Genomic DNA, 22,686 nt, shown 5'->3' with positions numbered 1-22,686 from the left:
GGGCGTCTCCGGTCTGGGCACCATCCTGGGCGGCGTCAACATGCTCACCACGGTGGTCTGCCTGCGCTGCCCGGGCATGACGATGTTCCGCATGCCGGTGTTCACCTGGACCATCGCGGTCACGAGCATCCTGGTGCTGCTGGCCTTCCCGCTGCTCACCGCGGCCCTGCTGGCGCTGTACTACGACCGGCACCTGGGCGGGCACATCTACGATCCGGCCTCCGGCGGCACCATCCTCTACCAGCATCTGTTCTGGTTCTTCGGGCACCCCGAGGTGTACATCATCGCGCTGCCGTTCTTCGGCATCATCTCCGAGGTCATCCCGGTGTTCAGCCGCAAGCCGGTCTTCGGCTACACCACGCTGATCTACGCGACCATCGCCATCGCGGCGCTGTCGGTGGCGGTGTGGGCGCACCACATGTACGCCACCGGCGCGGTGCTGCTGCCGTTCTTCTCGTTCATGACCTTCCTGATCGCGGTGCCGACCGGTGTGAAGTTCTTCAACTGGATCGGCACCATGTGGAAGGGGCAGTTGACCTTCGAGACACCGATGCTGTTCGCGGTCGGTTTCATCGTCACGTTCCTCTTCGGCGGCCTGTCCGGCGTGCTGCTCGCCAGCCCGCCGCTGGACTTCCACGTCTCCGACACCTACTTCGTGGTGGCGCACTTCCACTACGTGCTCTTCGGCACCATCGCCTTCGCCACCTACGCGGGCATCTACTTCTGGTTCCCCAAGATGACCGGCCGCATGCTGGACGAGCGCCTGGGCAAGTGGCACTTCTGGACCACCTTCGTGGGCTTCCACGCCACCTTCCTGGTGCAGCACTGGCTGGGCAACGAGGGCATGCCGCGCCGCTACGCCGACTACCTGCCGATGGACGGGTTCACCACGCTGAACACCGTGTCCACCATCGGATCGTTCATCCTCGGCGCGTCGGTGCTGCCGTTCGCGTGGAACGTCTTCAAGTCCTACCGCTACGGCGAGGTGGTGACCGTGGACGATCCGTGGGGCTACGGCAATTCGCTGGAGTGGGCGACCTCGTGCCCGCCGCCGCGGCACAACTTCTACGAGCTGCCGCGCATCCGCTCCGAGCGTCCGGCCTTCGAGCTGCACTACCCGCACATGATCGACCGCATGCGCGCCGAGGCCCACGTGGGCTGGGGCTCCGGCGACCATCACGACGTACGCGAAACCGAACGCGTCTGATCCGTCGGCCGCGGTGCGGTGGCGTGCCCGGCCACCGCACTCCGCTGTGCTTATGCTGACCCGATGACGCACCGTTGCCGAAAGTTCGCCATCGCCCTCGGCGTGGCCGCGCTGGCCCTGACCGGTTGCTCCGGAACCGACGACGCCCCCGACCGACTCGAGGTCGGCGTCCTGGTCATCACCATGTTCGACCCGGAGTCCGAGGTGTGGCTGCGGCGCGAGCAGCTGCCCACCACGGTGGAGGTGCCCGGCGCGTACAAACCGGTCAAATGCAATGGCGACGGTCTGTGCGTGGCCGAGACCGGGCAGGGCAAATCCAATGCCGCCACCACCATGACCGCCATTCTGAGCAGCCCGAAATTCGACTTCTCGCACGCCTGGTTCCTGACCGCCGGAATCGCGGGCACGCCACCGGACCAGGGCACGCTCGGCTCCGCGGCCTGGGCCCGCTGGGTGGTCGACTTCGACCTCGGCAATCACCTCGATCCCGCCGAAGCCCCCGAGGTGCCGTTCGGATTCCGTCCGGTGGAGGACTACAACACCGCTGCCTACCGACTCGACGACGCGCTCGTGGACACCGCCTACGAACTCACTCGCGAGGCCACGCTCGCCGACAGTCCGGAGGCCGCCGCCGAACGCGCGCAGTACCCGGGCCAGGCCGGGCGCACCCCGGATGTGCGAATCTGCGACACCATGACCGGCGACGACTACTTCTCCGGGAAGGTCCCCTCCGATACCGCCCGCCACATCATGGGCGTGCGCAGCAAGGGCGAGGGCGTCTACTGCACCACCCAGATGGAGGACAACGCCACCGCGACGGCCCTGAACGGCTTCGGCTACCTCGACCGCTATCTGTCACTGCGAACCGTGAGCAACTTCGACCAGCCCTTCCCCGGCCAGTCCGTGGTCGCGCATCTGGACCACTCCGGGCCGGGTTTCGCTCTGGCGCTGGAGAATCAGTACACCGTCGGTCGCCGCGTGGTGGACCACCTGTTGCAGAATCCGTATCGGAATTAGCGTTCGCCATATGGCGTTCGCCCAGCTCGAGCGCGTGCGGCCGAGCCGCGACGGGGAACGTCGCAGATAGGTAAGGCCGTATTGCCCACAGAATGTGCGAAATGCGGGAAAATCTTCGTGTCGATGCCGAACCCGACGCGAGGAGTTCGCGATGTCCCAACACTTCGCCGCCTATCCGAGCGCGGCGCCGGTCGGGGTGGACATCACCCGCGCGAGTATCGCGCGAGTCTACGATGCCGCGCTGGGAGGCAAGGACAACTTCGAGGTGGACCGCGAAGTACTGGAGCAGGTGCGCGCGGTCGCCCCGCAGGTGGCCGAATTGGCCTGGGCCAACCGGGATTTCCTTATTCGGGTATGCCGGTTCCTGGCGCGGGAGGCCGGGATCGGGCAATTCCTGGATCTGGGTTCCGGGCTCCCGACGGCGGAGAACACCCACCAGGTGGTGCAGCGCATCGCCCCGAATGCGCGGGTGGTGTACGTGGACAACGACCCCATGGTGCTCACCCATTCCCGCGCACTGCTCGACAGCGCGGCACACACCACCATCGTCGGCGCGGACATCTTCCGGCCCTTCGATGTGATGAATCATCCGACGGTGCGCGCCCATCTCGATTTCGACGAGCCGATCGCGCTGTTCCAGATCGGAACCCTGCACCACTATCTGGATGACGACGCCGGCGCGCTCATGCGCACCTATGTCGATTCGCTGCCGTCCGGCTCGTATGTGGCCATCGCGCACTTCTTCGATCCGGAGACACCGGAGCACAGCGAACTGGCACGCAAGATGGAGGACAAATTCGTCCACAGTCCCATGGGCAGTGGACGTTTCCGCACCCGTGCGCAGATCGACGCCATGTTCGACGGTCTGGAGATGGTCGATCCCGGTGTGGTGCTGTGCGACGAATGGTGGCCGGACGGCCCCCGGCTGCGTCCGCTCGAATCGGTTCGACACTGTATCGCGGGTGGCGTGGGACGCAAGCGCTGATTGCTGGCAAGCTCGTGTGATGACTCTGCGTGATGAGACCGGGGCGGCGCTGACCTATATCAAGATGGCGCTGGGATGGGATCCTGCTCAGCGCCGCGTGTTCGGCGGGCGGGGCCGCAATATCGACCTCAATGCGGCGGCGCTGCTGTTCGTCGGCGGCGATATCGTCGATGTCGTCTACTCCGAACAGCTGACCTCGCGGGATGGTTCGGTGCGGCACCACGGCGACAGCCTGACCGGTGAGGGCAAGGGCGACAACGAGGTGATCACCGTCGATCTGACCCGGCTGTCCACCCGGGTCACGACGGTCCTGTTCCTGGTGACCTGTTATACCGGCCAGGCTTTCGACCAGATCGATAATGCGTTCTGCCGCCTGGTGGACGGGGTGCGCGGCACCGAACTCGCCCGCTACGACCTGATCGACAGCGAGCACTCGGGTTTCGTCATGGGCAGGTTGTTCCCGGTCGACGGGATGTGGCGGTTCGAGGCGCTCGGGGTGCCGATCCACGCCGAGCATCCGGTGGAAGCCGTCGGACAGGTGACACGGTTCCTCGCCTAAGCTCAGGGCCATGACCGAGCGCATCGCAATCGTGACGGGAGCTGCCCGCGGTATCGGCGCGGAGACCGCCCGCCGCCTCGCCGCCGACGGATTCGCCGTCGCCGTACTGGATCTGGACGAGGCCGCCGGTAAGCCGGTGGTGGACGAGATCGTCGCCGCGGGCGGCAAGGCCCTCGCGGTCGGCGTCGACGTGAGCGACGAGCAGGCCGTCGAGACCGCCGTGCGGCGGGTCGCCGACGAACTGGGCGTGCCCACCGTCCTGGTCAACAACGCGGGCATCACCCGCGACAACCTGCTGTTCAAAATGTCGGTGGCCGATTGGGATTCGGTCATGAACGTGCATCTGCGCGGCTCCTTCCTGATGACCCGGGCCGTGCAGAAGTACATGGTGGAGGCCAAGTACGGCCGCATCGTCAACCTGTCCAGCACCTCCGCGCTCGGCAATCGCGGCCAGGCCAACTACTCGGCCGCCAAGGCGGGCCTGCAGGGTTTCACCAAGACCCTCGCCGTCGAACTCGGCAAGTACGGCATCACCGCCAATGCCATCGCCCCCGGTTTCATCGAGACCGAGATGACCGCGGCCACCGCCGAACGCCTGGGCATGAACTTCGACGATTTCAAGGCCGCCAACGCCGCCATGATCCCGGTCGCCCGCACGGGCGTGCCCGCCGACATCGCCAACGCGGTCTCGTTCTTCGTCGGCGAGGCAGCCGGTTTCGTCTCCGGACAGGTGCTCTATGTCGCGGGCGGGCCCAAGAACTGAGCTCTGAACCGCCCGTATCCGTTCGAGGGCTTTCGCTCTGAGGCTCCGGGTGCCTCGCGTCGGCGGCGGATCGCAACCGGAGCCGCCGCCCACCACGCCGCGTCGATCAGTTCGCGCAACTGGTCCGGCGCGACGAGGGGGCCACCGCCACCACCTCCTGCCAGCTCAACGTCACATCCTCGGTGTGCGCGATCGATACTGCGCGGTCTTGGACAAAGAGCACCGAGTCAGCCAAGTGGGCGAGGTGCGTAGGCCGTCGGTTCGATGATCTGGCCGGTGACGAAGTGGCTCCAGAGGGCGAACTTCAGTGGTGTGCCGGGGAGGGCGAAGGACTCCAGGTAGCTGTGGGTGCCGGTATGGTCGGTGTGGGTCGCGCCGAAGGTGACGCGGAAGCGGGTGGTGGCGGAGCGCTGTTCGGCGGGCAGGGGCGAGGGGAGGAGTTCGTCGAGGGCGACGCCGTAGTCGGCGCGGTAGCCGCCGGACACCGGCTCGAGGGTGTTCTCCAGAATGCCGCCGGTGGCGGGAATGGTGATCAGCACGCCCCGATCGCCGTTCGCGTAGCGGGTATTGAACACCAGCACCTCCGCGGACCGATCCGGATAGATCTCCGCCGCGCCCACCCCGACCCGCGAACCGGCCGGGCAGCCCGCCGGTCCCCGCGCGGCCAGCACCGCCCGCGCACAGGTGGGGAACCGCTCCGCGTTGATCCGCACGGACCGATCGAACAGGAAGACGAACTGCTGTGCGGCGGCGGGCTTCTCGCCGCTCTCGGTGCGGCTGGTCCGATCGAATTCCACGGTGACCCCGGTGAGATAGCCGCCGTCCGGCCGGACGCGCACCGTCAGCCCGTCGAGATTGGCCGGGCCGTCCACCGGTGCCTCGGCGGGCGGCATCGGCCCGCCCGGCGTCGGCGGCTCCGCGCCCGCCGCACCGACGCCCAGCAGGCCCGCGCACATGGCCGCTGCCGCGACCCTGATCAGCTGTGGATAACGAATCCTCATGCCGCATCACGCTAGGAGCGGCGGCCACGCGGAGACAGGGCCGCGAATGACCAGGTTGCCGACGGCCGCGGCCGTCGTTCCCCGTGGAATGCGTTGATCGGCGCGCGGATCAGGCGTCGCCGCCGAGGGACCGGGTGCGGTCCCGCTGATAGGGGCAGGCCGCGGCCTCGAAGGCGGCGGCCACGGCGGGCAGGCGGCCGAGGTCCTTGTCGTGCAGGGCGGCGGCCCGGTCGATAATGGCGCTGGCGATAGGGTTCCCGGACGCCACAGCGCTTGCCGCGGTAAGGAATTCGGGCGCTCGCGGATCGTCGGTGAGGGTGGCGGCCTCCGCGCGCAGCGCCGTGTACCAATGCCGCCACACCCAGACGTACTCCACATCCAAGTCCTCGGGCGGAGCCGCGAGCCGGACCAGCGCCTTGTCGGCTCGGCCGTGGTGGAGCAGCAGTACAGCATCGGCGATGGCGCTGAAGGCGTTCTGGTCCGCGGTGACGCCGAGGGCGTCGACGATCCCCAGCCAGTCGGCCCGAGCCCGGTCGTCCCCGCGCAGCCCGTGCGCCAGCGCCACCGCGGTCGCCGCGATGGCGAGATGGGGAGCCCGCGGTCGCCCGGCGAGTTCCCAGGCGTCGAGGAATCGCCCACTGGCGGTGACCACCTCGTCGAGATTGCCCGCCAGCGCGTCCGCCACCAGCAGGCGAGAGGTGGCGAAGTCGCCGCGTTCGGCCAGTAGCGGAAGGTCGCGCAACTGTTCGCCGCAGCGCCGCGCCGCCGCGAGATCGCCCACCCCGATCAGGGTTTCGGCGGCCTCGGCGAGCGCGTTACCGCGCTCCAGTGCGCTGGCCGGACTCACCGGCAGTTCGGCGAGCAGCTCCACCCGGCGGCGCGCGGTCTCGGCGGCGGCGAATATATCGCCCACCCAGCACTGCGCCGCCGCCAGCGCGTCGAGAGCGGCGCTGTGCGCCAACGGTTCTCCGGTCCGCTCCGCCAGTTCGACCGCCCGCCGGGCCAGGACGATCGCTGCGGCGGCGGGCTCGGCAGCCGCCGCGGCGGTGGACCCAGCGTTCGGATGAGTCGCGGCGGGCGTGGGCTCGGCAGCGGAGCCCACGATCGGACGAGTCGCGTCGGTCGGCGGTGTCGTGCGGCCGCTCGCGGCGTGAGCGGTGGCTGCGGGCGTAGTGCCGGCCGAGATGGCCCGGACGGCAGGGGTCGCGGGTGGCTGTCCGATGACCGGGGCCGTGTCGTGCTCGGCGGCGGCTCGCCGGTCCGGCTCGCGCGGTGTGACACTCGCTGTCCCGCGAGTGCTGTCGACCGTCGTTTCGCCGAACGAATCCGCCTTGGGGACTATGGTTTTCGGCTCGTCGGCGATTGCGTCGTCGAGGTGGGCGAGCACCCCGCATTCGGCCAGTGCCACCGCGGCCACGGCGGCCGGGTCGTCGCCGCCCAGGGCGCGTGCCTCGGCCAGCAGGGTCGCGGCCTCGGTCGGGGGCGGCGGCGCGGAGAAGGTGTCGGCCAGGCGGAATACGGTGATGGCGGCCGTGGCCAGGTCACGGGCCGCCGCGGCCTGCTCTCCGGCGGTCCGTGCGATGTCGGCGGCGGCGCGGTACAGGCGGTACATGTCCTCGCCGCGCATCCGGCATCCGGCCACCTCGGCCGCGTGCCGCAGTGCCGCCGCCGCGGCGGCCGGGTCGTCGGTGAGGGTCGCGGCCTGCTCGTAGCGCAGTTGCGATTCGCCGATCAGGTTGCGGGAGAAGGTCAGTCGCGCGAGGGTCGAGGCCAGGGCGTGGGCGTCGGCGCGGTGATCGTCCTGCTCGGCCGCCCAGGCCAGCGCCGCCCGGATATCGTCGGCCGCCGCGTCGAAGCGGGTGCGCCAATCACCGGTCGGCTCGGCGGCGTCCAGTGCCGTGGCGGTCGTCAGGCACCACCGCAGGTGGCGCGCGAGCACGTCCACCAACTCGCCGGTCTCGACCAGCTGTTCGGTCTCGTACTGCCGAATGGTCGCCAGCGCCCGGTAGCGGGTGCCGCGTGCGGAGGGCACGGCGGCCAGCAGGCTCTGCTCGGCCAGCCGCGCCAGCCCCTCGGTCACCGAGAACGGTTCCAGCGGTGCGTATCCCGCCACCGCGACGGCGTCGGCGGCGGTGAACGGCGCGACGAAGACGGCGATGCGGCGCAGCAGGCAGCGGTCCTCGGCCGTCAGCAGCGCCTGACTCCAATCCAGCATGGCCCGCACGGACCGGTGCCGCTCATCGGCGCGCCGCCCGCCGACCAGCAGCCGCAGCGGATCTGCGAGGCTGGCGCGCAGTCCGTCCAGGCCCAGTGTGGGCAGTCGCGCCGCCGCCAGTTCGATGGCCAGCGCCAGCCCGTCGAGTCGCTGGCACACCTCGGAGACCTGATCCACCTGCTCCGCGGGCACGGTCGAGCCCAGTGCCGCGGCCCGGTCCAGGAACAGCGCGACGGCATCGGCCGTGCCGCCGTCCACCGACAGCGACGGCACCGGGTAGACCTGCTCGAAGGGCACCATGAGCCGCGCCCGGCTGGTGGCCAGCACGGACACTCGCGGGCAGTGCGCGAGCAGGCGTTCGACGAACGGCACCACACCGTCGAGCAGATGTTCGCAGTTGTCGAGCACCAGCAGCGTGTGCCGGTCGGTGAGGGCCGCCAGCACCGAATCGTCGAGGCTGCGCCCCTGCTGCTCGCCGAGTCCGAGCGCGCGGGCCACCGCGGAGCCGGTCATCTCCGGATCGGTTACCGACACCAGGTCCACGAACCACGCGCCGTCGCCGAATGCACCGGCCAGATCCGCGGCAACGGCCAGCGCGAGCCGCGTCTTGCCGACGCCGCCGGGCCCGAGCGCGGTCACCTGCCGATGCGCGGTGACCGCCTCCCGCAGCGCCACGCGTTCGCCGGTCCGGCCGACGAACGACGTCAGCGGCGCGGGCAGCGTGGTCGCCGCCTCCCCGGTCGGCTCCGCCCTGGTCAGCTCGGCCGCGCGGCCCGCCAGCGCCCGCCGGTCGGGGACGCCGACCTTGCGCAGCAGGGAGGACACGTGGGTTTCCACGGTGCGCACGGAGATGTACAGCTCGGCCGCGATCTCGGCATTGCTGCGATGCTGCCCGACCAGAGCCAGCACCTCGGCCTCCCGGTCCGAGATCCCGGCGGAGACCTTCTGCTTCGACACGTCACCCATCCTCTCGCATCGCCGTCGATCCGTCCCTCGGACCCGATTACGTGGTGAGATCCGTGGTCGGCACGGATGGCACCGGCTCGCGCCGAACCTAGCGTTATCGCCATGGAAGCAACACGAAGGGTCGAGCACTCCGGCATCAGGACCGTGCTGCATCCCGTCTCCGATCTGGCGGCGGCCAAGCAGGTCTACAGCGCGCTGCTCGGGGTGCCGCCCGAGATCGACGGCACCTTCTACGTCGGTTTCGAGGTCGGGGGTCAGCACATCGGCCTGGTGCCCGACGGCGGGCCGCAGGGCATGACCGCACCGGTCTCCTACTGGCACGTACCGGATATCGAGGCGAAGCTCGCCGACGTGTTGGCGGCGGGCGCGACTGTGCGGGAACCGGTGCGCGATGTCGGTGGCGGCCGCCTGGTCGCCACCGTCACCGATCCCGACGGCAATGTCCTCGGCCTGCTCCAAGACCGCACGCACTGACACCGAAAGAGGCAACCACCATGACCACCACCCGCAAGACCAAGACCACCGTGGGCTTCTCGGCCGAGGAGCGCGCCGCCATGAAGGAGCACGCCCAGGAGTTGAAGGCAGCCGCCCGCCGCGGCCCCAAGGCCGACCCCGAGGTAGACGTGCTCGCCAAGATCGCCGCGATGTCCGACGCGGACCGCGCGTTGGCCGAACGCGTCCACGCCATCGTCAAGGACAACGCCCCCAGCCTGAGCCCCAAGCTCTGGTACGGCATGCCCGCCTACGCCCGCGCCGGGAAGGTCGTCTGCTTCTTCCAGAGCGCCGAGAAGTTCAAGGCCCGCTACGCCACTTTCGGTTTCAACGACATCGCCCACCTCGACGACGGCCCCATGTGGCCCACGGCCTTCGCCCTCACCGAAATCACCCCGGCCGTCGAGCAGCGGATCGCCGACCTGGTGCGCCGGGCCGAATCCTGACGAGCGGAACTGCACGGCCCCCGGAACCGCACGGTTCCGGGGGCCGCTGTGCGAGGTCGGTCGCGAACGACCGGGCAGGAATCGGCCGCGGGCATGCCACGGCACACGTCCACCCCGTCAGGTCGCCGGACGGCTGGGGGTCGGCATGAGGCGCTGCAGGATGTCGGCGAGGGTGACCACGCCGAGCAACCGCCCGTCGCCGTCGGACACTACGGCCAGGTGGTTGCGCGAATCCTGGATGGTGCGCAGCACCTGATAGGCCGGGGTGTCGGCGGCCAGCCGCAGCACCGGGCGGGCCAGGTCGGCGGCGGTCGCGGTGGCCGGGGCGCGCAGCGCGTCGCGGACGTGGACCACGCCGGTGATGCCGTCGGGACCGGTGACCAGCAGACGCAGATGCCCGGTGGCGTCGGCGGCGGTCTGGATCTGGGCCGGGTCGGCGTCGGCGGGTACCGAGCTCGGATTCGGGTCGGCCCGCATCAGATCCGCGACGGTTACGCTCTCCAGTTCCAGCGCGGCCGCCAGCCGCCGATGGTCGTCGGGGTCGAGCGCGCCGACGGTGGCGGAGTGTTCCACCAGATGCCGCAGCGCCTCCGAATTCTGCCCGGCCGACACCTCGTCGACCGGTTGTACGCCGATCCGGCGCAGACACCAGTTGGCCAGTTCGTTGAGCCGGGTCAGCAGCGGCCGGGTCAGCCACATGAAGGCGCGCATGGGCAGCGCCAGCATGATCGCCGACCGCTCCGGATGCGCGATGGCCCAGGACTTCGGGGCCATCTCACCGATCACCAGGTGCAGGAAGGTCACGATCAGCAGGGCGAGCACGAATCCGGCGACATCGGCCAACCACAGTGGCGCGCCCCAGGTTTCGAAGACCGGGGTGAGCCAGTGGTGCACAGCGGGTTTGGTGATCGCGCCGAGCGCGAGCGTGCAGACGGTGATGCCGAGCTGCGATCCGGCCAGCAGCACCGACAGTTCCGAGGCGCTGCGCAGGGCGGCGCGGGCGGCGGCACTGTGCGGCGCGGCATCCTCGAGGCGGTAGCGGCGGGCGGCGACCAGCGCGAACTCCACCGCCACGAAGAAGGCGCTGGCCGCGATGAGCGCGACGGTGACGGCGGCGACGATCCACGGGTTATCCACGGTCGTCCTCCCGCGACTCGGTGACGGTCACGAAAACCTGTGCGGGCACGTGTTTGTCGACCGCACGCACCTCGGCGTGCAGCACCCTGGGTGTGGGTGGGGCGTCGGCCACCAGTTCGGCCGGGTCCGGCGGCAGTTCGACATCGACGGTGTCGCCGACGGCGGGCAGGTCACCGTGCACGGCGATGAGCAGACCGGCGAGCGTCTCGTAGTCACCGGACGGCAGCCGGTGGTCCAGCTCGCGGGCGACCTCGTCGAGATGCAGGCCGCCCGGCATGAGCCAACCGTTGTCGAGCCGCTGCGCCCGACTCGGATCGGTGGACGGATCGTGCTCGTCGGCGAGTTCGCCGACCAGCTCCTCGGCCATGTCCTCGATGGTGACGATCCCGGCGAAGCCGCCGTATTCGTCCACCACCAGCGCCATTTCGTCCTCGGCCGCGTTCAGCCTGGCCAGCACCTCCGGCAGCGGCAGCGATTCCGGCACCACCACCGCGCGCCGGGTGTAGGCGGCGACCGGCCCGGTGACAGTGGTCGCGAGCAGGTCGTGCAGGTGCACGATGCCGACCAGGTCGTCGCTGGTCTCGCCGATCACCGGATAGCGGGTGTGGCCGGTGGCCATCCGTTCCAGCACCAGTTCGACGGGCTGATCGGCGCGCACGGTGTCGACGCGGGGCCGCGGGATCATGGCGTGTTCGGCGCTGCCGCTGGGGAAGTCGAGCATCCGGTCGAGCAGCGTGGACAGGTCGGCGGGCAGTTCACCGGCATCGCGGGATTCGGCGACGATATGCGCGAGATCGCGCGGATTGGCCGAATGCTCCACATCGTGCACCGGTTCGATGCGCACCGCGCGCAGCAGCAGATTCGAGGCGTGGTCGAACAGCGTGATGAGCCAGCCGAACAGGCGCAGGTACAGCGTGGTGGACCAGGCCAGCCAGCGGGCCACCGGTTCGGGCCGGGCGATGGCGAGGTTCTTGGGCACCAGTTCGCCGAACACCATCTGTACGAGCGTGGAGAACACCACGGCCGCCACCGCGCCGATGCCGACGCCCACCGCGAGCGGCACTCCCGCGCCGTCGAGCAGATCCCCGATCCCGCGGCCGATCAGCGGTTCGGCCACATAGCCGACCAGCAGCCCCGTGACCGTGATGCCGAGTTGCGCCCCCGACAGCATGAACGACGTGCGCCGCGTAACCCCCAGCGCCCGGGCCGCACTCGCGTCCCCCGCCTCCGCGGCCGCCTTCAACCGCGACCGGTCCACCGCCATATAGGCGAACTCCTGGGCCACGAAGTACCCGGTCACCGCGGTGATGGCGAACACGACCAACACGCCGACGACAATGCTCACCGCGGTCACCACGTCAGCTCCCCTCGTCGGGGTCGCTTACTTCGACCGGGAACGGATTTTCGGCGGCGGCGCGAACGTCGCTTCATGACCTGCTTTCTCCAGGACGGATAGGTGGCATCGAGGATAGGGCAAATCGGGCCGCCGCGGTCCTATGCCGGGCCGAGGTCACAACCCCGGCCCGGTTCCCCTCGCACTAGCGCGCGGCCGCCGTTTCGCCCGGTGCCAGCGCGGCTTGCATGGCGATACCGTCCGCGTAGGAGTGCTTTTCCTTGACCGCACCGTCCTCGACCAGGACGAAGTCCGCGATGTCGACCGCCACCGGGTTGCCGGTCGCCGAGGTTCCGGTCAGGTGCCACCGCACCACCCAGAAGTCCTCGCCGACCTGCTCAGCGCCTTCGACCGGCTGCATCCCGCCGACGCCGACGCGCTCGTCCGAACCGCCCTGGCCTGGTTCGAACTCGCGGGTTCGACATCGGCGGTCGGGGAGCGACTGCATCTGCACCGCAATACGGTGCTGCACCGCCTCGAGCGGCTCACCGGCGCGACCTACGCGGTACCGGACGCGGCGGTGCTGTACCTGGCCCTGCAAGCTCGGTTGCTCCGAGTGCCCCGCGACGCTCGGTGACCGCACCGCGCCGGCCGGTGGAACGCCGAGCGGATGTCGGCTCGGTTCGGTCGGAAGCAGCGGTGTGCCGCAGGGGAATCGAGGGTGGACCACGGCGGTGGGTCCGCGTGGTCCACCGGTTCGATTCCGCCCGCGGCGTCGGTGGTGGCAGCCCGGGATCAGACAGCGTCGGACTCCCAGACGAATCCGTCGGGATCGGTGAAGGTGCCGGTGTCGCCGCCGATGACGATGCGGTGCGAACCCGAGCCCTCCGGGGCGACGCCCGCGTCCTTGGCGGCGGCGCGGCGGCCGTAGAGCGCCAGGGTGACGGTCGAGCCCGGGGTGGCGAACTCGACGTACTTGCTGCCGAAGCTCTTCCCCACGGGCAGGCCGTGGTCGACGTAGAACTGCTTGGTCGCCTTGACGTTCTCGACGCCGAGCAGCAGCACGATGCTGTCGACCTCGCGGGTGACCGGGCCGGTGTTCTTCTTGTTGGAGCTCGTGATCTTCCAGATGGTTCCCTCCGGGGCCTGGATGACGCCGCCGTAGCCCCAGAAGGTCTTCTTGGCCGGCTTCAGAGTGGTGAAGCCCGCGTCCAGCGCGGTGGCGATTAGGCTGTCGACGGTGCCGGGCTGGGCGACGACGAGGGAGAGCATGAAGCCGCGGAAACCGGAGGACGGCTCCTGCCCGGCGCGGAACTGCACACGATCGCCCAGTCCGAAGGCCGCGTCGTAGGTGGCGCGGGCGGCGTCGGGGTCGGCGACCTCGAGGTGAACGGTGATGTCGGTCTTGGTTTCCATGGTGGAGTTCATGTAGCCAACGCTATTTTCCGCGCGGCGGAACGACATCCGTGCCAACCACGGATTCCGGGCACGGAACGAGCACGTAGTGGTGCGCAGGGCGGTGGCGGTGCCTCGGTATCCGGTCCGGTTCGGCGCGATCGGCCGGTCGTGCGGCCGAACACCCCGGTCCGTCGGGGCGGCCGTCCGCGGCGCTATAGTTGCGCTATGCAACACGAGTCGGGCGGGGCGTCCCCCGAGCTCGTCGCGGTTCACGACGAGCTCGCGTGGATCGTCCGCGAGATCATCGCGGGCCGTCCCGCCGCCGACGGCGTGCCGTCGTTCGCCCAGCAGTCGACGCTGTCCTATATCGCGCGGAATCCGGGTTGCCGGGCCACCCAGCTCGCCGAGGCGTTCGGAGTGCACCGGTCGACGGTGTCGCGGCAGCTGCGGTCCTGCATGGACGCGGGCTGGGTGGCGGCGGGGGAGGGCAGCCTGCACGCCGGATACCCGCTCACCCTGACCCCCGCGGGACGGCAGGCGCTCGAAGCGGCGGTCGCCCGGGATCTGACCCTGCTCGGCGAGCGCATGACCGACTGGACCTCCCGGGAAATCTCCGACTTCGCCGCCGCGCTCCGGCGATTCCGTCACCCCCATCCGACCACTGGAGACGAGCATGCGTGAGTTCACCGCGGCAGCCAGCTTCACCATCGCCGACGACGAGACCATCGTCGGATCGGTCTACGCCCAGGCCGAGCACCATCCGAGCCGGGTGCTGTTCTCCCGGCCCACCGGCGACCAGTGGCGCGATGTCACCGCCGCCGAATTCGCGCGCCTGGTCTCCTCCGTCGCCAAGGGCCTGATCGCCAATGGCATCCAACCCGGCGACCGGGTGGTGCTGCTGTCGGCGACCCGATTCGAATGGACGCTGCTCGACTTCGCGATCTGGGCCGCGGGTGCGGTGACCGTCCCGGTCTACGATTCCTCCTCCGCCGACCAGGTGCGCTGGATCCTGGAGAATTCCGGGGCCGCGCTCGCAGTGGTGGAGACCGCTCGCCACAAGGATCTGGTCACCGCCGCGCCGGACACGCTGCGGCGCATGCTGGTCATCGACGACGGGGCCGAGGCCACCCTGATCGCCGAGGGCTCGGACGTGCCCGACGCGGCGCTGCGGGAGCGGCTCGACGGGCTGCGTGCCGACGGCCTCGCCTCGCTGGTCTACACCTCCGGCACCACCGGCCGCCCCAAGGGCTGCATGCTCACCCACCGCAACTTCCTGTCGGAGGTGCGCGGCATCCTGAAGGCCAGCATCGGCGACGTTGCCCGCCCCGGGCAGCGCATGCTCACCTTCCTGCCGCTGGCCCACGTGCTGGCCCGCGCCGTCTCGCTGGCCGCCCTCGAGGGCGGCATGACCCAGGCGCACTGGTCGGACTTCAAGACCATTACCGGGCAGTTCACGCGTTTCCGCCCGCACACCATTCTCGGGGTGCCGCGGGTGTTCGAGAAGGTGCGCGACGGCGCGGACAAGAAGGCGTACGAGGGCGGAGCGATCAAGGGCGCGATCTTCCGGTTCGCCGAGCGCACCGCCATCCGGTGGAGCGAGAATCTGGATCGCACCGGCGGTTTCACGCGGCGACCGTCCCCGCTGCTGCGCGTCCAGCACGCACTGTGCGATCGCCTGGTGTACGCGCCGCTGCGCGCGGCCCTGGGCGGGGACTGCGAGTTCGCCATCTCCGGCGGCGGCGCGCTCGCGCCCCGACTCGGACATTTCTTCCGCGGCGTCGGCGTCCCGATCTACGAGGGTTACGGCCTGACCGAGTCCACCGCCGCGCACTGCGTCAACGTGCCGGGCGCGGTGAAGATCGGTACCGTGGGACAGCCGTTGGGCGGCAACGGGGTTCGGATCGCCGAGGACGGCGAGATCGAACTGTCCGGCGGCGTGGTGTTCGCCGGCTACTGGCGCAACGAGGAGGCCACCGCCGCGGCGCTGTCCGATGGCTGGCTGCGCACCGGCGATCTCGGCGAACTCGACGTCGACGGCTTCCTGTCCATTACCGGACGCAAGAAGGACCTGCTCGTCACCGCGGGCGGCAAGAACGTCTCACCCGGCCCACTGGAAGACCGCATCCGCTCGCACGCCCTGATCTCCCAGGCGATCGTGGTCGGCGACGGCCGCACCTTCATCACCGCCCTGATCACCATCGACCCGGAGGCGTTCGAGTCCTGGAAGGCGACCACCGCCACCCCGCTCCACGCCACCATCGCCGACCTACGCGACGACCCGACCCTGCTGGCCGAGGTGCAGCGAGCCGTCGACGACGCCAACAACACCGTCTCGCACGCCGAGGCGATCAAGAAGTTCACCATCCTGCCCCGCGACCTCAGCGAGGAGTCCGGCGAACTCACCGCCACCCTCAAGGTCAAACGCCACGTCATCGCCGAACGCTTCGCCGCCGAGATCGAGAGCATGTACCGCCGCTGAGCATGCCCGAACTCTGGGCGCGGGACCGGTTACGCTGCGATTCCCGCGCTCGGGAGCTCCGACGCTTGACGATCTATCGGGTTCCATCCTGGGGGCCGTCGCTGTAATAGGCCACCAAGAGCCGACACAGGCGTCGACCGAGGCTGGCGCTTCCCTTCCTCGGCGTAATGCACATGACAATGCAGGAAACGAGCAAGATCGTCAGTGGGACAGCCACTTTCGGATCCATCCCCACCGCGAGTGCGAGCACGATGATGAAGGCGAAGCTCATCCCGACCAGTCCGAGGACTGTCAAGGCCGCTTGCGGTGTCCAAGGTGACGGCTCTGCTGTGTGGAATGCGGGTCGGTCGGGATCTTGGGTGCGCGCGACCTGTGGCACTTCCTGTGGAGTTGGTTGCGTTGCGCCAGTTCGGGGGTGGATGGACTCGGACATGGGTGCGGGTGTGGCCTCTCCTTCGTGATCAGCCGGCACGGTGGCTCCTCATCATCGAGGTCGCCGTCGGCAACAGGCAATGAGGTGTACTTGCATTTGTTCGATCGTTGCGAAGGCTCGTGCGATTGCTCTGGGTGGTAGCAACCGATATCGTCGGCAAGGACAGCTCCGAGGTAGTAGCGGAAATTGGACGCATTGCGGCGGCTGTCGAGAACCCGTGATCCGCCCTCGCTGGCACGGGGGCGGATCACGACATCGATTACCACACTATGTCGAAGCTTGGGTCCTGGACCTTGCTGCAACGCTGAATACGACTGTAGCTGGCCCGTGTGACTAGATCACGAGAAGATAACGTCGGATGATTCGTGTCGTGCTGGCATTCCGAACTCATATGCGGCGTATAAAAGCCTGGTTGAGCGATGGTGGTTCAATTTTTACGGGCGGGCCGAGTATTGCGACCCGAATATTTTTGTTGCGTAGATCACATCTATCGAGTGAGGTGCATCACTGCATGCATTGGGGGCTCCACAGATAATGCCGCTTATCTGGCCTGGTCTCCGGATATTGCGATAAAGGAAATCTTGACGCGTGTTGCTGCGTCAAGTAAGTCTTTATGTATGTCCCGAGGGCGAAAAAAAGTACCGGACGGGTTGTTATCTATTTCGGATCCGACGCTGGTGGCGCAGGCTGCGACTGATCTCAGTTTGGCAGTGAACGACAAATGCGACGAATTGGCCAGGAGGCTGCTCGGGCTTCCCCGTGACCGAGATGGTGATCGAACCGAAAAGTCGGATCGATCCGAGGACCGCCTTCGCTTGGAGTTGACCAAGCTACAGATCCTGCGACTGGCACATATGGACCTGGGTGCTGCGGTAGCCGCTGCTCGTTTGGTCGGAGCGACCTGGGAACAGGTCGGCATAGCATGCGGGTCATCCAAGCAAGCCGCATATGAGCGATGGCACCGAGTGGTCAAGGAGTTCGAACTGGCGCGACGCAGAGCGGACCAGAGGCCGATCGACGCGCTCGATCAGTACGACCCCGCGGGCATGGCATCGCTGGAGTTTGTCTTGCAGCGGCTCGTGACCGCCGCTCGAACGCCGGTTCGTGAGGAGACAACAAGAGACCGAGGTCGTTGACACCTCGGTCAACCGCGCCGTACGCCGTGTCGGCGGGGGTGTCAGCCCGGTGTCAGGTCGGTGTCAGGCGCTGCCGTGATCGTTCTACCCATGAACGACGCGGCAATCGTGGCCTCCGGGCTGCGGAAGGCATACGGGGACAAGACGATCCTCGACGGAATCGACCTGAATATCGGTGCGGGCACGATCTTCTCGCTGCTCGGCCCGAACGGGGCGGGCAAGACGACGACGGTGAACGTGCTGACCACGCTGCAGACGGCGGATGGCGGCACGGTGCGCATCGCCGGGCACGATCTGGTGACCGAGCCCGAGGCGGTGCGCCGGGTCATCGGGGTGACCGGGCAGTTCGCCGCCGTGGACGATCTGCTCACCGGTGAGGAGAACCTGCGGCTGATGGCGGACCTGCACCGGATGCGGGGCGCGCGGCGGCAGCAGGTGATCGACGCACTGCTGGAACGCTTCGAGCTGACGGCGGCGGCGCGCAAGCCCGCCGCCACCTACTCCGGCGGCATGCGACGCAAACTGGATCTGGCCATGACGCTGGTGACCAAGCCGGACATCGTCTTCCTGGACGAGCCCACCACGGGGCTGGACCCACGCAGCCGCCGCACCATGTGGGAGATCGTCCGCGAACTCACGACCGACGGCGTGACCATCTTCCTCACCACCCAGTACCTCGAGGAAGCCGATCAGCTGGCCGATCGGATCGCGGTGCTGGACGCCGGGCGCATCGTCGCCGAGGGCACCGCCGAGGAACTCAAGCGCCGTATCCCCGGCAGCCACATCCGGCTGCGCTTCACCACCGCCGCCGAGGTGGCGGCGGCCGAACGCGCCCTGCCCACCGCTACCCGTGACGACGACGCTCTCGCCCTGCGGGTGGAGGGCAGCGGCGGCAGCGCCTTCCTGCGCGACCTGCTGGACCGGCTCGCCGCGTACTCGCTCGAGGCCGCCGAGGTCTCCATTCACACCCCCGATCTCGATGACGTTTTCTTCGCCCTCACCGGGCGCGCCACCACGGAGGCTGTCGCATCATGAGCACCCTGTCCCCGGTCGCATCGCTGGCCGATTCGTCGACCATGCTGGGCCGCAACTTCAAGCACATCGCCCGCAATCCGGTCACCATCTTCAATGCGGCGTTGATGCCGGTGGTGATGATGCTGATCTTCGTGTACGTGTTCGGTGGCGCGTTCGACGTCGGCGAGGACTACATCGACTACGCCACGCCGGGCATGATCCTGCTGGCCATCAGCTATGGGCTGTCGGGCACCGCGGTGTCGGTGAGCTCCGATATGGCCAAAGGCATCATCAACCGGTTCAAGGTCATGTCGGTCTCCCGCAGCGCCATCCTGATCGGGCATGTGGTGGCGACCATCGTCATCAATCTGGTCGCCATCGCGGCGGTCATCGGCGTGGCCTTCGCGCTGGGCTTCCGCCCGGCCGCCACCGCGACCGACTGGCTCGGTGCGATCGGCGTCATGCTGGCGACCTCGTTCGCGGCGTCCTGGCTGACGGTCGCGCTGGGTATGGCCGCCAAAACCCCGGAGTCGGCGGGCATGAGCGTGGTGCCGCTGATCATGCTGCCCTTCCTGAGCACCGCCATCGTGCCCGCCGAGCAGATGGGTCAGGGGGTGCGGCAGTTCGCCGAGTACCAGCCCTTCACGCCGATCATCGAGGCGCTGCGCGGATTCCTCTCCGGCAACCCCTCCGGCGGTGACACCGCCGCGGCGCTGGCCTGGTGCGCCGGGTTCGCCATCGTCGGATTCCTGTGGTCGCGCGCCACTTTCACGAAGCGAGCGTAGCGGCGACCAGGTCCTGCCAGTCGGTCCGCTCACCCTCCCGCAGCGCCTCGGTGAACCTCGCGTCACCGAGGCGCTGCCGTGCGGTCGCCTCGATGCGGGCCGCGTCGGGCAGCGAGCGATCGGAGCGTCCGCGCACGGTCGTGCTCGCCGCGAGCAGCCGCACCGCCCGCTCGTCCGCACCCGACCGCAGAGCCAGATCCGCGATGCCGACGAGCACGCGAGCCAGCAGCGGGACGTGTCCGGACGCGGTGGCCGCCCGGTAGGCCGCGTCGTGGTGGGTGCGGGCCGTATCGAGATCCGTCGCCAGATAGCCGCGCAGCTCGTGGATGACCGCGCTGGTGTGCGGCTGTTCCGCTTCCACGCCCAGCATGGTCGTCGCGACGTCGATCTGCCGGTGCGCCCGCTCGGTGTCGCCGGTCCACCGCGCGAGTTCCGCTTCGGCCAAAGCCAATTCGGCGCGTGCGATGGGCCACGCGGCCTGTTCCGCCCGCCGCCGCGCCTCGGCCAGCGCGGCCCCGCTCGCGTCCGCATCGCCCAGCAGCCAGTACAGCTGCGCCTGCCGCGCCCGCATCCGTACCGTGTCCTCGTACGCGCCGACTTCGGCCACCACCGTGGCCGCCTGGTCGAAAAGCTCACCGGCGGCGGCGAATTCGCCGCCGGTGGCCAAATGGTCGGCCAGCTCGGTGAGCGCGAACGAGATACCCCACCGCTCTCCGATCTCCCGGAACTCGGTCAGCGCGGTCCGCAGATGGTCACCGGTCTCCGGACCGTCCTGACCGAGGACGACCCGCATCTTGCCCAGCTGTAGCCGAGCCAGCGCCCGCACCCACGGATCCTCGTCGGAGAGCAGCGATTCGAACGCGGGCAGATACTCCTGCGGTCCGTGCAGCAGCCGCTCCAGCACACCGGCGAACCGCAGCGTCGGATGGCCGTCGCGGCGGTCGTGAGCGTATTCGTGCGACTTGCGAATCCACTCCGCCAGCTGCTGTTCGCCACTGCGCCCCGAACTCAGGAAGTGGACGGCCAGCCCGTACACGGTGGCGCGGGTCTCGTCGTCCACCTCGCCGCGGGCGTCGGCGGCGGCTGTCACGAACTCGGTGCCCTCGGCCTTGTGCCCGCCGAGCCACCAGTACCAGCCCGCTGCGGCCGCGAGCCGCAGCGCCCCGGGGCCGTCGTCGACGGCCAGCGCGGCGCGCATGGCGGCGGCGATATTGTCGTGCTCGAGTGCGAGCACGGTGAGCCACTCCCGTTGTTCGGCACGGCGCAGATGTGGTTCCGCGGTCGCGGCCAGGTCGGTGCAGTACGCGAGGTGCGCCCGCCGCGCGGATTCGGCGTCGCCGGATTCGTCGAGCCGATCGCGGGCGTACCGCTTGATCGTGTCGAGCATCCGATAGCGCGGCCCGTTCGCGCGAGCGGCATCGTCGTCGGTGCTGCGCAGCAGCGACTTCTCGACCAGCGCGGTGAGCAGGTCCGGCACCTCCCACGCCTCGACCGCCGGGTTCGTCTCGTCGCTCGCGCACACCTGTTCGGCCGCTTCGGAACTCGCGCCGTCGGCGAAGACTGCGAGCCGATGCAGCACGACCCGTTCGCTGTCGGTGAGCAGCTCCCAACTCCAGTCCACCACCGCGCGCAGGGTCCGGTGCTGCGGAATGGCGGTGCGGCTGCCGCCGGTCAACAGTCGGAACCGGTCATCGAGGCGGTCGGCGAGCTGATCCAGGGACATGGTGCGCAGCCGGGCCGCCGCCAGCTCGATCGCCAGCGGGATGCCGTCCAGTGCGCGGCAGACGCGGGCCATGGTCGCCAGGGTCGGCGGATCCGCTGTCATGTCCTGGCGTACGGCGGCGGCGCGATCGCGCAGCAGCTTGACGGCGGGCGCGGATTCGATCTGTGCGGGGTCGGCGTCGGGGGCGGGGGAGAGCAGCGGTTCCACCCGCCGGATCGCCTCACCGGTGATGCCGAGCGGTTCCCGGCTGGTGGCAAGTATCCGCAGGCCCGGACATTCGCCGAGGATCCGGTGCGCGAATCGTGCCGCCGCCTCGATCACATGCTCACAGTTGTCCAGGATCAACAGTGTTTCCCGGTCGCGGAGGGCGGTGATCAGGCGTTCCATCGGTTCGGCGTGGGATGCGCCGCCGAGCAGCGTGTCCCGCAGCCCGAGTGCGGCCAACGCCGCCTGCGCCACATCGCCGGAGGGGCCGAGCGCCGCCAACTCCACCAGCCAGGCCCCGTCCGGCAGATCGTCGAGCATGGTGCGCGCGGTCTCCTGCGCGAGCCGGGTCTTGCCGGAGCCGCCGGGGCCGGTCAGGGTGGTGAGCCGATATCCCGCGAGAAGTTCACGGACCACGGCGATTTCGGTGTCCTTGCCGACGAAGCTGGTCAGTTCGACCCGCAGATTGGTCCGGCGTTCCTCGTCCTGCGCACCCACCTCGCCGCGCAACAGGGCGACGTGCAGCGCCGAGAGTTCCGGCGAGGGATCCGCGCCCAGCTCGTCGGCGAGCGCCTCGCGGGTCCGCTGGTACACGGTCAGCGCCTCCGCGCCGCGACCGGCGGCGGCCAGGGCCCGCATCAGCGCGGCGGCCAGCCGTTCCCGCAGCGGATGCCGGGCGACCACCTCGGTCAGCTCGGCGACCAGTTCCGCGCCGGTGCCCAGGCGGATCTCCGCCTCGTAGCGGTCCTCCAGGGCGGCGAGATGCAGTCCTTCGAAGCGGGTGACCACGGCGTCGGCCGCTCCGCTGTCGATGTCGACATCGCGCATGGGCGCACCGCGCCACAGCTCCAGCGCCTCGCGCAGCAGCGGGGCCCGCTGCGGATCCGTGCCGCCACGAGCCTGTTCGAGCAGCCGCTCGAACCGATGGGCGTCGACGGCGTGCGGCGGCACCGCCAGCCGGTACCCGCCAGCCTGCACGTCGAGCGCACCGTCCGGCAGCGCCCGGCGCAGCCGGGAGACCAGCGCCTGCAACGCGTTCGCCGCGTCCGCCGGCGGCTGCTCACCCCAGATCCAGTCGACCAGTTGTGCTTTCGGCACCGCGCGTCCGGGTTCCAGCGCGAGCGCGATCAACAACGCCCGCAACCGCGCCCCGGACACCTCGATCGCACCACCCTCATCCGTCCGGATCTCCAGCGGTCCCAGCACTCTGATCTGCACCCGGACATTCTGCCGCCATCGGTCGGTGTTTCGTCCGGCGACCTTTCGGCGGCCTCACGAACGCCGGTGACCAGGCATGACGCGGTGGCTTCGGCGGTATCAGCGGGCTGTCAGCTCCCTGTCAGCGGACCCGGCGACCGTAATCCCCGTGAACAGCACGGCGAGTGCGGCTCCG

Annotated in this window: 19 protein-coding genes; 12 read left to right on the top strand and 7 right to left on the bottom strand. The window is 69.3% G+C overall.

Annotated features, from left to right (window positions below; translation table 11 throughout):
- The 5 genes from ON31_RS25985 to fabG all read left to right on the top strand — a co-directional run.
- Nucleotides 1-1,207 (top strand): cytochrome c oxidase subunit I (locus ON31_RS25985; protein ID WP_039817379.1); only part of this gene is annotated, 1,207 nt, incomplete at its 5' end.
- A gap of 63 nt (nucleotides 1,208-1,270) precedes the next feature.
- Entirely contained in the window at nucleotides 1,271-2,224 is a 954-nt protein-coding gene (locus ON31_RS25980; protein WP_039817378.1) for a purine-nucleoside phosphorylase, read from the top strand.
- 151 nt (nucleotides 2,225-2,375) lie between these two features.
- Nucleotides 2,376-3,209: an SAM-dependent methyltransferase gene (locus ON31_RS25975; protein ID WP_039817377.1), complete on the top strand. Its 834-nt coding sequence runs from the start codon at nucleotides 2,376-2,378 to the stop codon at nucleotides 3,207-3,209.
- Nucleotides 3,210-3,228: 19 nt separating this feature from the next.
- The gene (locus ON31_RS25970; RefSeq protein ID WP_039817376.1) at nucleotides 3,229-3,768 is read left to right on the top strand and encodes a TerD family protein; all 540 of its coding nucleotides are present in this window, start codon (nucleotides 3,229-3,231) and stop codon (nucleotides 3,766-3,768) included.
- A 10-nt stretch (nucleotides 3,769-3,778) separates the two neighbouring features.
- Complete coding sequence (gene fabG / locus ON31_RS25965; RefSeq protein WP_039817375.1) at nucleotides 3,779-4,531, top strand: 3-oxoacyl-ACP reductase FabG; 753 nt, start codon at nucleotides 3,779-3,781, stop codon at nucleotides 4,529-4,531.
- A 227-nt stretch (nucleotides 4,532-4,758) separates the two neighbouring features.
- On the opposite strand, the gene ON31_RS25960 is transcribed toward fabG, so the two are convergent.
- Together ON31_RS25960 and ON31_RS25955 are read right to left on the bottom strand one after the other, a co-directional pair.
- Nucleotides 4,759-5,532: a hypothetical protein gene (locus ON31_RS25960; protein WP_039817374.1), complete on the bottom strand. Its 774-nt coding sequence runs from the start codon at nucleotides 5,530-5,532 to the stop codon at nucleotides 4,759-4,761.
- Between the two features lie 109 nt (nucleotides 5,533-5,641).
- Nucleotides 5,642-8,704: an ATP-binding protein gene (locus ON31_RS25955; RefSeq protein WP_255222260.1), complete on the bottom strand. Its 3,063-nt coding sequence runs from the start codon at nucleotides 8,702-8,704 to the stop codon at nucleotides 5,642-5,644.
- A gap of 111 nt (nucleotides 8,705-8,815) precedes the next feature.
- On the opposite strand from ON31_RS25955, the gene ON31_RS25950 reads away from it, so the two are divergent.
- Together ON31_RS25950 and ON31_RS25945 are read left to right on the top strand one after the other, a co-directional pair.
- Nucleotides 8,816-9,187, top strand: coding sequence for a VOC family protein (locus tag ON31_RS25950; protein WP_039817373.1), 372 nt, complete (start codon nucleotides 8,816-8,818; stop codon nucleotides 9,185-9,187).
- A 20-nt stretch (nucleotides 9,188-9,207) separates the two neighbouring features.
- Nucleotides 9,208-9,651, top strand: coding sequence for an iron chaperone (locus ON31_RS25945; RefSeq protein WP_039817372.1), 444 nt, complete (start codon nucleotides 9,208-9,210; stop codon nucleotides 9,649-9,651).
- A 117-nt stretch (nucleotides 9,652-9,768) separates the two neighbouring features.
- On the opposite strand, the gene ON31_RS25940 is transcribed toward ON31_RS25945, so the two are convergent.
- The 3 genes from ON31_RS25940 to ON31_RS25930 all read right to left on the bottom strand — a co-directional run bounded on the left by ON31_RS25940 (nucleotide 9,769) and on the right by ON31_RS25930 (nucleotide 12,497).
- On the bottom strand, nucleotides 9,769-10,788 hold the full coding sequence (locus ON31_RS25940; protein ID WP_039817371.1) for a hemolysin family protein: 1,020 nt from the start codon (nucleotides 10,786-10,788) through the stop codon (nucleotides 9,769-9,771).
- Nucleotides 10,781-12,145: a hemolysin family protein gene (locus ON31_RS25935; protein WP_039817370.1), complete on the bottom strand. Its 1,365-nt coding sequence runs from the start codon at nucleotides 12,143-12,145 to the stop codon at nucleotides 10,781-10,783. The genes ON31_RS25940 and ON31_RS25935 overlap by 8 nt, the downstream gene beginning before the upstream one ends.
- Before the next feature lie 181 nt (nucleotides 12,146-12,326).
- On the bottom strand, nucleotides 12,327-12,497 hold the full coding sequence (locus ON31_RS25930; RefSeq protein WP_174385117.1) for a nuclear transport factor 2 family protein: 171 nt from the start codon (nucleotides 12,495-12,497) through the stop codon (nucleotides 12,327-12,329).
- On the opposite strand from ON31_RS25930, the gene ON31_RS35870 reads away from it, so the two are divergent.
- Entirely contained in the window at nucleotides 12,483-12,758 is a 276-nt protein-coding gene (locus ON31_RS35870) for a helix-turn-helix domain-containing protein (protein ID WP_081592738.1), read from the top strand. The genes ON31_RS25930 and ON31_RS35870 overlap by 15 nt on opposite strands.
- 158 nt (nucleotides 12,759-12,916) lie before the next feature.
- Here ON31_RS35870 and ON31_RS25925 read toward each other — a convergent pair whose 3' ends face one another.
- The gene (locus ON31_RS25925) at nucleotides 12,917-13,549 is read right to left on the bottom strand and encodes a VOC family protein (RefSeq protein WP_039817369.1); all 633 of its coding nucleotides are present in this window, start codon (nucleotides 13,547-13,549) and stop codon (nucleotides 12,917-12,919) included.
- A 195-nt stretch (nucleotides 13,550-13,744) separates the two neighbouring features.
- On the opposite strand from ON31_RS25925, the gene ON31_RS25920 reads away from it, so the two are divergent.
- The 4 genes from ON31_RS25920 (at nucleotide 13,745) to ON31_RS25900 (ending at nucleotide 19,366) form a co-directional block, all read left to right on the top strand.
- Nucleotides 13,745-14,200 carry a MarR family winged helix-turn-helix transcriptional regulator gene (locus ON31_RS25920; protein ID WP_051037756.1) on the top strand — a complete coding sequence of 152 codons (456 nt, stop codon included), beginning with the start codon at nucleotides 13,745-13,747 and terminating at the stop codon, nucleotides 14,198-14,200.
- On the top strand, nucleotides 14,193-15,998 hold the full coding sequence (locus ON31_RS25915) for an AMP-dependent synthetase/ligase (RefSeq protein WP_039817366.1): 1,806 nt from the start codon (nucleotides 14,193-14,195) through the stop codon (nucleotides 15,996-15,998). Before ON31_RS25920 ends, ON31_RS25915 begins: the two co-directional genes overlap by 8 nt.
- 1,659 nt (nucleotides 15,999-17,657) lie before the next feature.
- Nucleotides 17,658-18,602: a daunorubicin resistance protein DrrA family ABC transporter ATP-binding protein gene (locus tag ON31_RS25905; protein ID WP_039817362.1), complete on the top strand. Its 945-nt coding sequence runs from the start codon at nucleotides 17,658-17,660 to the stop codon at nucleotides 18,600-18,602.
- On the top strand, nucleotides 18,599-19,366 hold the full coding sequence (locus tag ON31_RS25900) for an ABC transporter permease (RefSeq protein WP_039817361.1): 768 nt from the start codon (nucleotides 18,599-18,601) through the stop codon (nucleotides 19,364-19,366). The genes ON31_RS25905 and ON31_RS25900 overlap by 4 nt, the downstream gene beginning before the upstream one ends.
- On the opposite strand, the gene ON31_RS25895 is transcribed toward ON31_RS25900, so the two are convergent.
- Nucleotides 19,350-22,511: an AfsR/SARP family transcriptional regulator gene (locus ON31_RS25895; RefSeq protein WP_039817360.1), complete on the bottom strand. Its 3,162-nt coding sequence runs from the start codon at nucleotides 22,509-22,511 to the stop codon at nucleotides 19,350-19,352. The genes ON31_RS25900 and ON31_RS25895 overlap by 17 nt on opposite strands.
- Between the last annotated feature and the right edge of the window lie 175 nt (nucleotides 22,512-22,686).

The sequence above is a fragment of the Nocardia otitidiscaviarum NBRC 14405 genome, from assembly GCF_000308635.1.
GTDB classification, from domain to species: domain Bacteria; phylum Actinomycetota; class Actinomycetes; order Mycobacteriales; family Mycobacteriaceae; genus Nocardia; species Nocardia otitidiscaviarum.
Note: the sequence above shows the minus strand (reverse complement) of the source record. Positions and strands in the feature narration are given on the sequence as shown.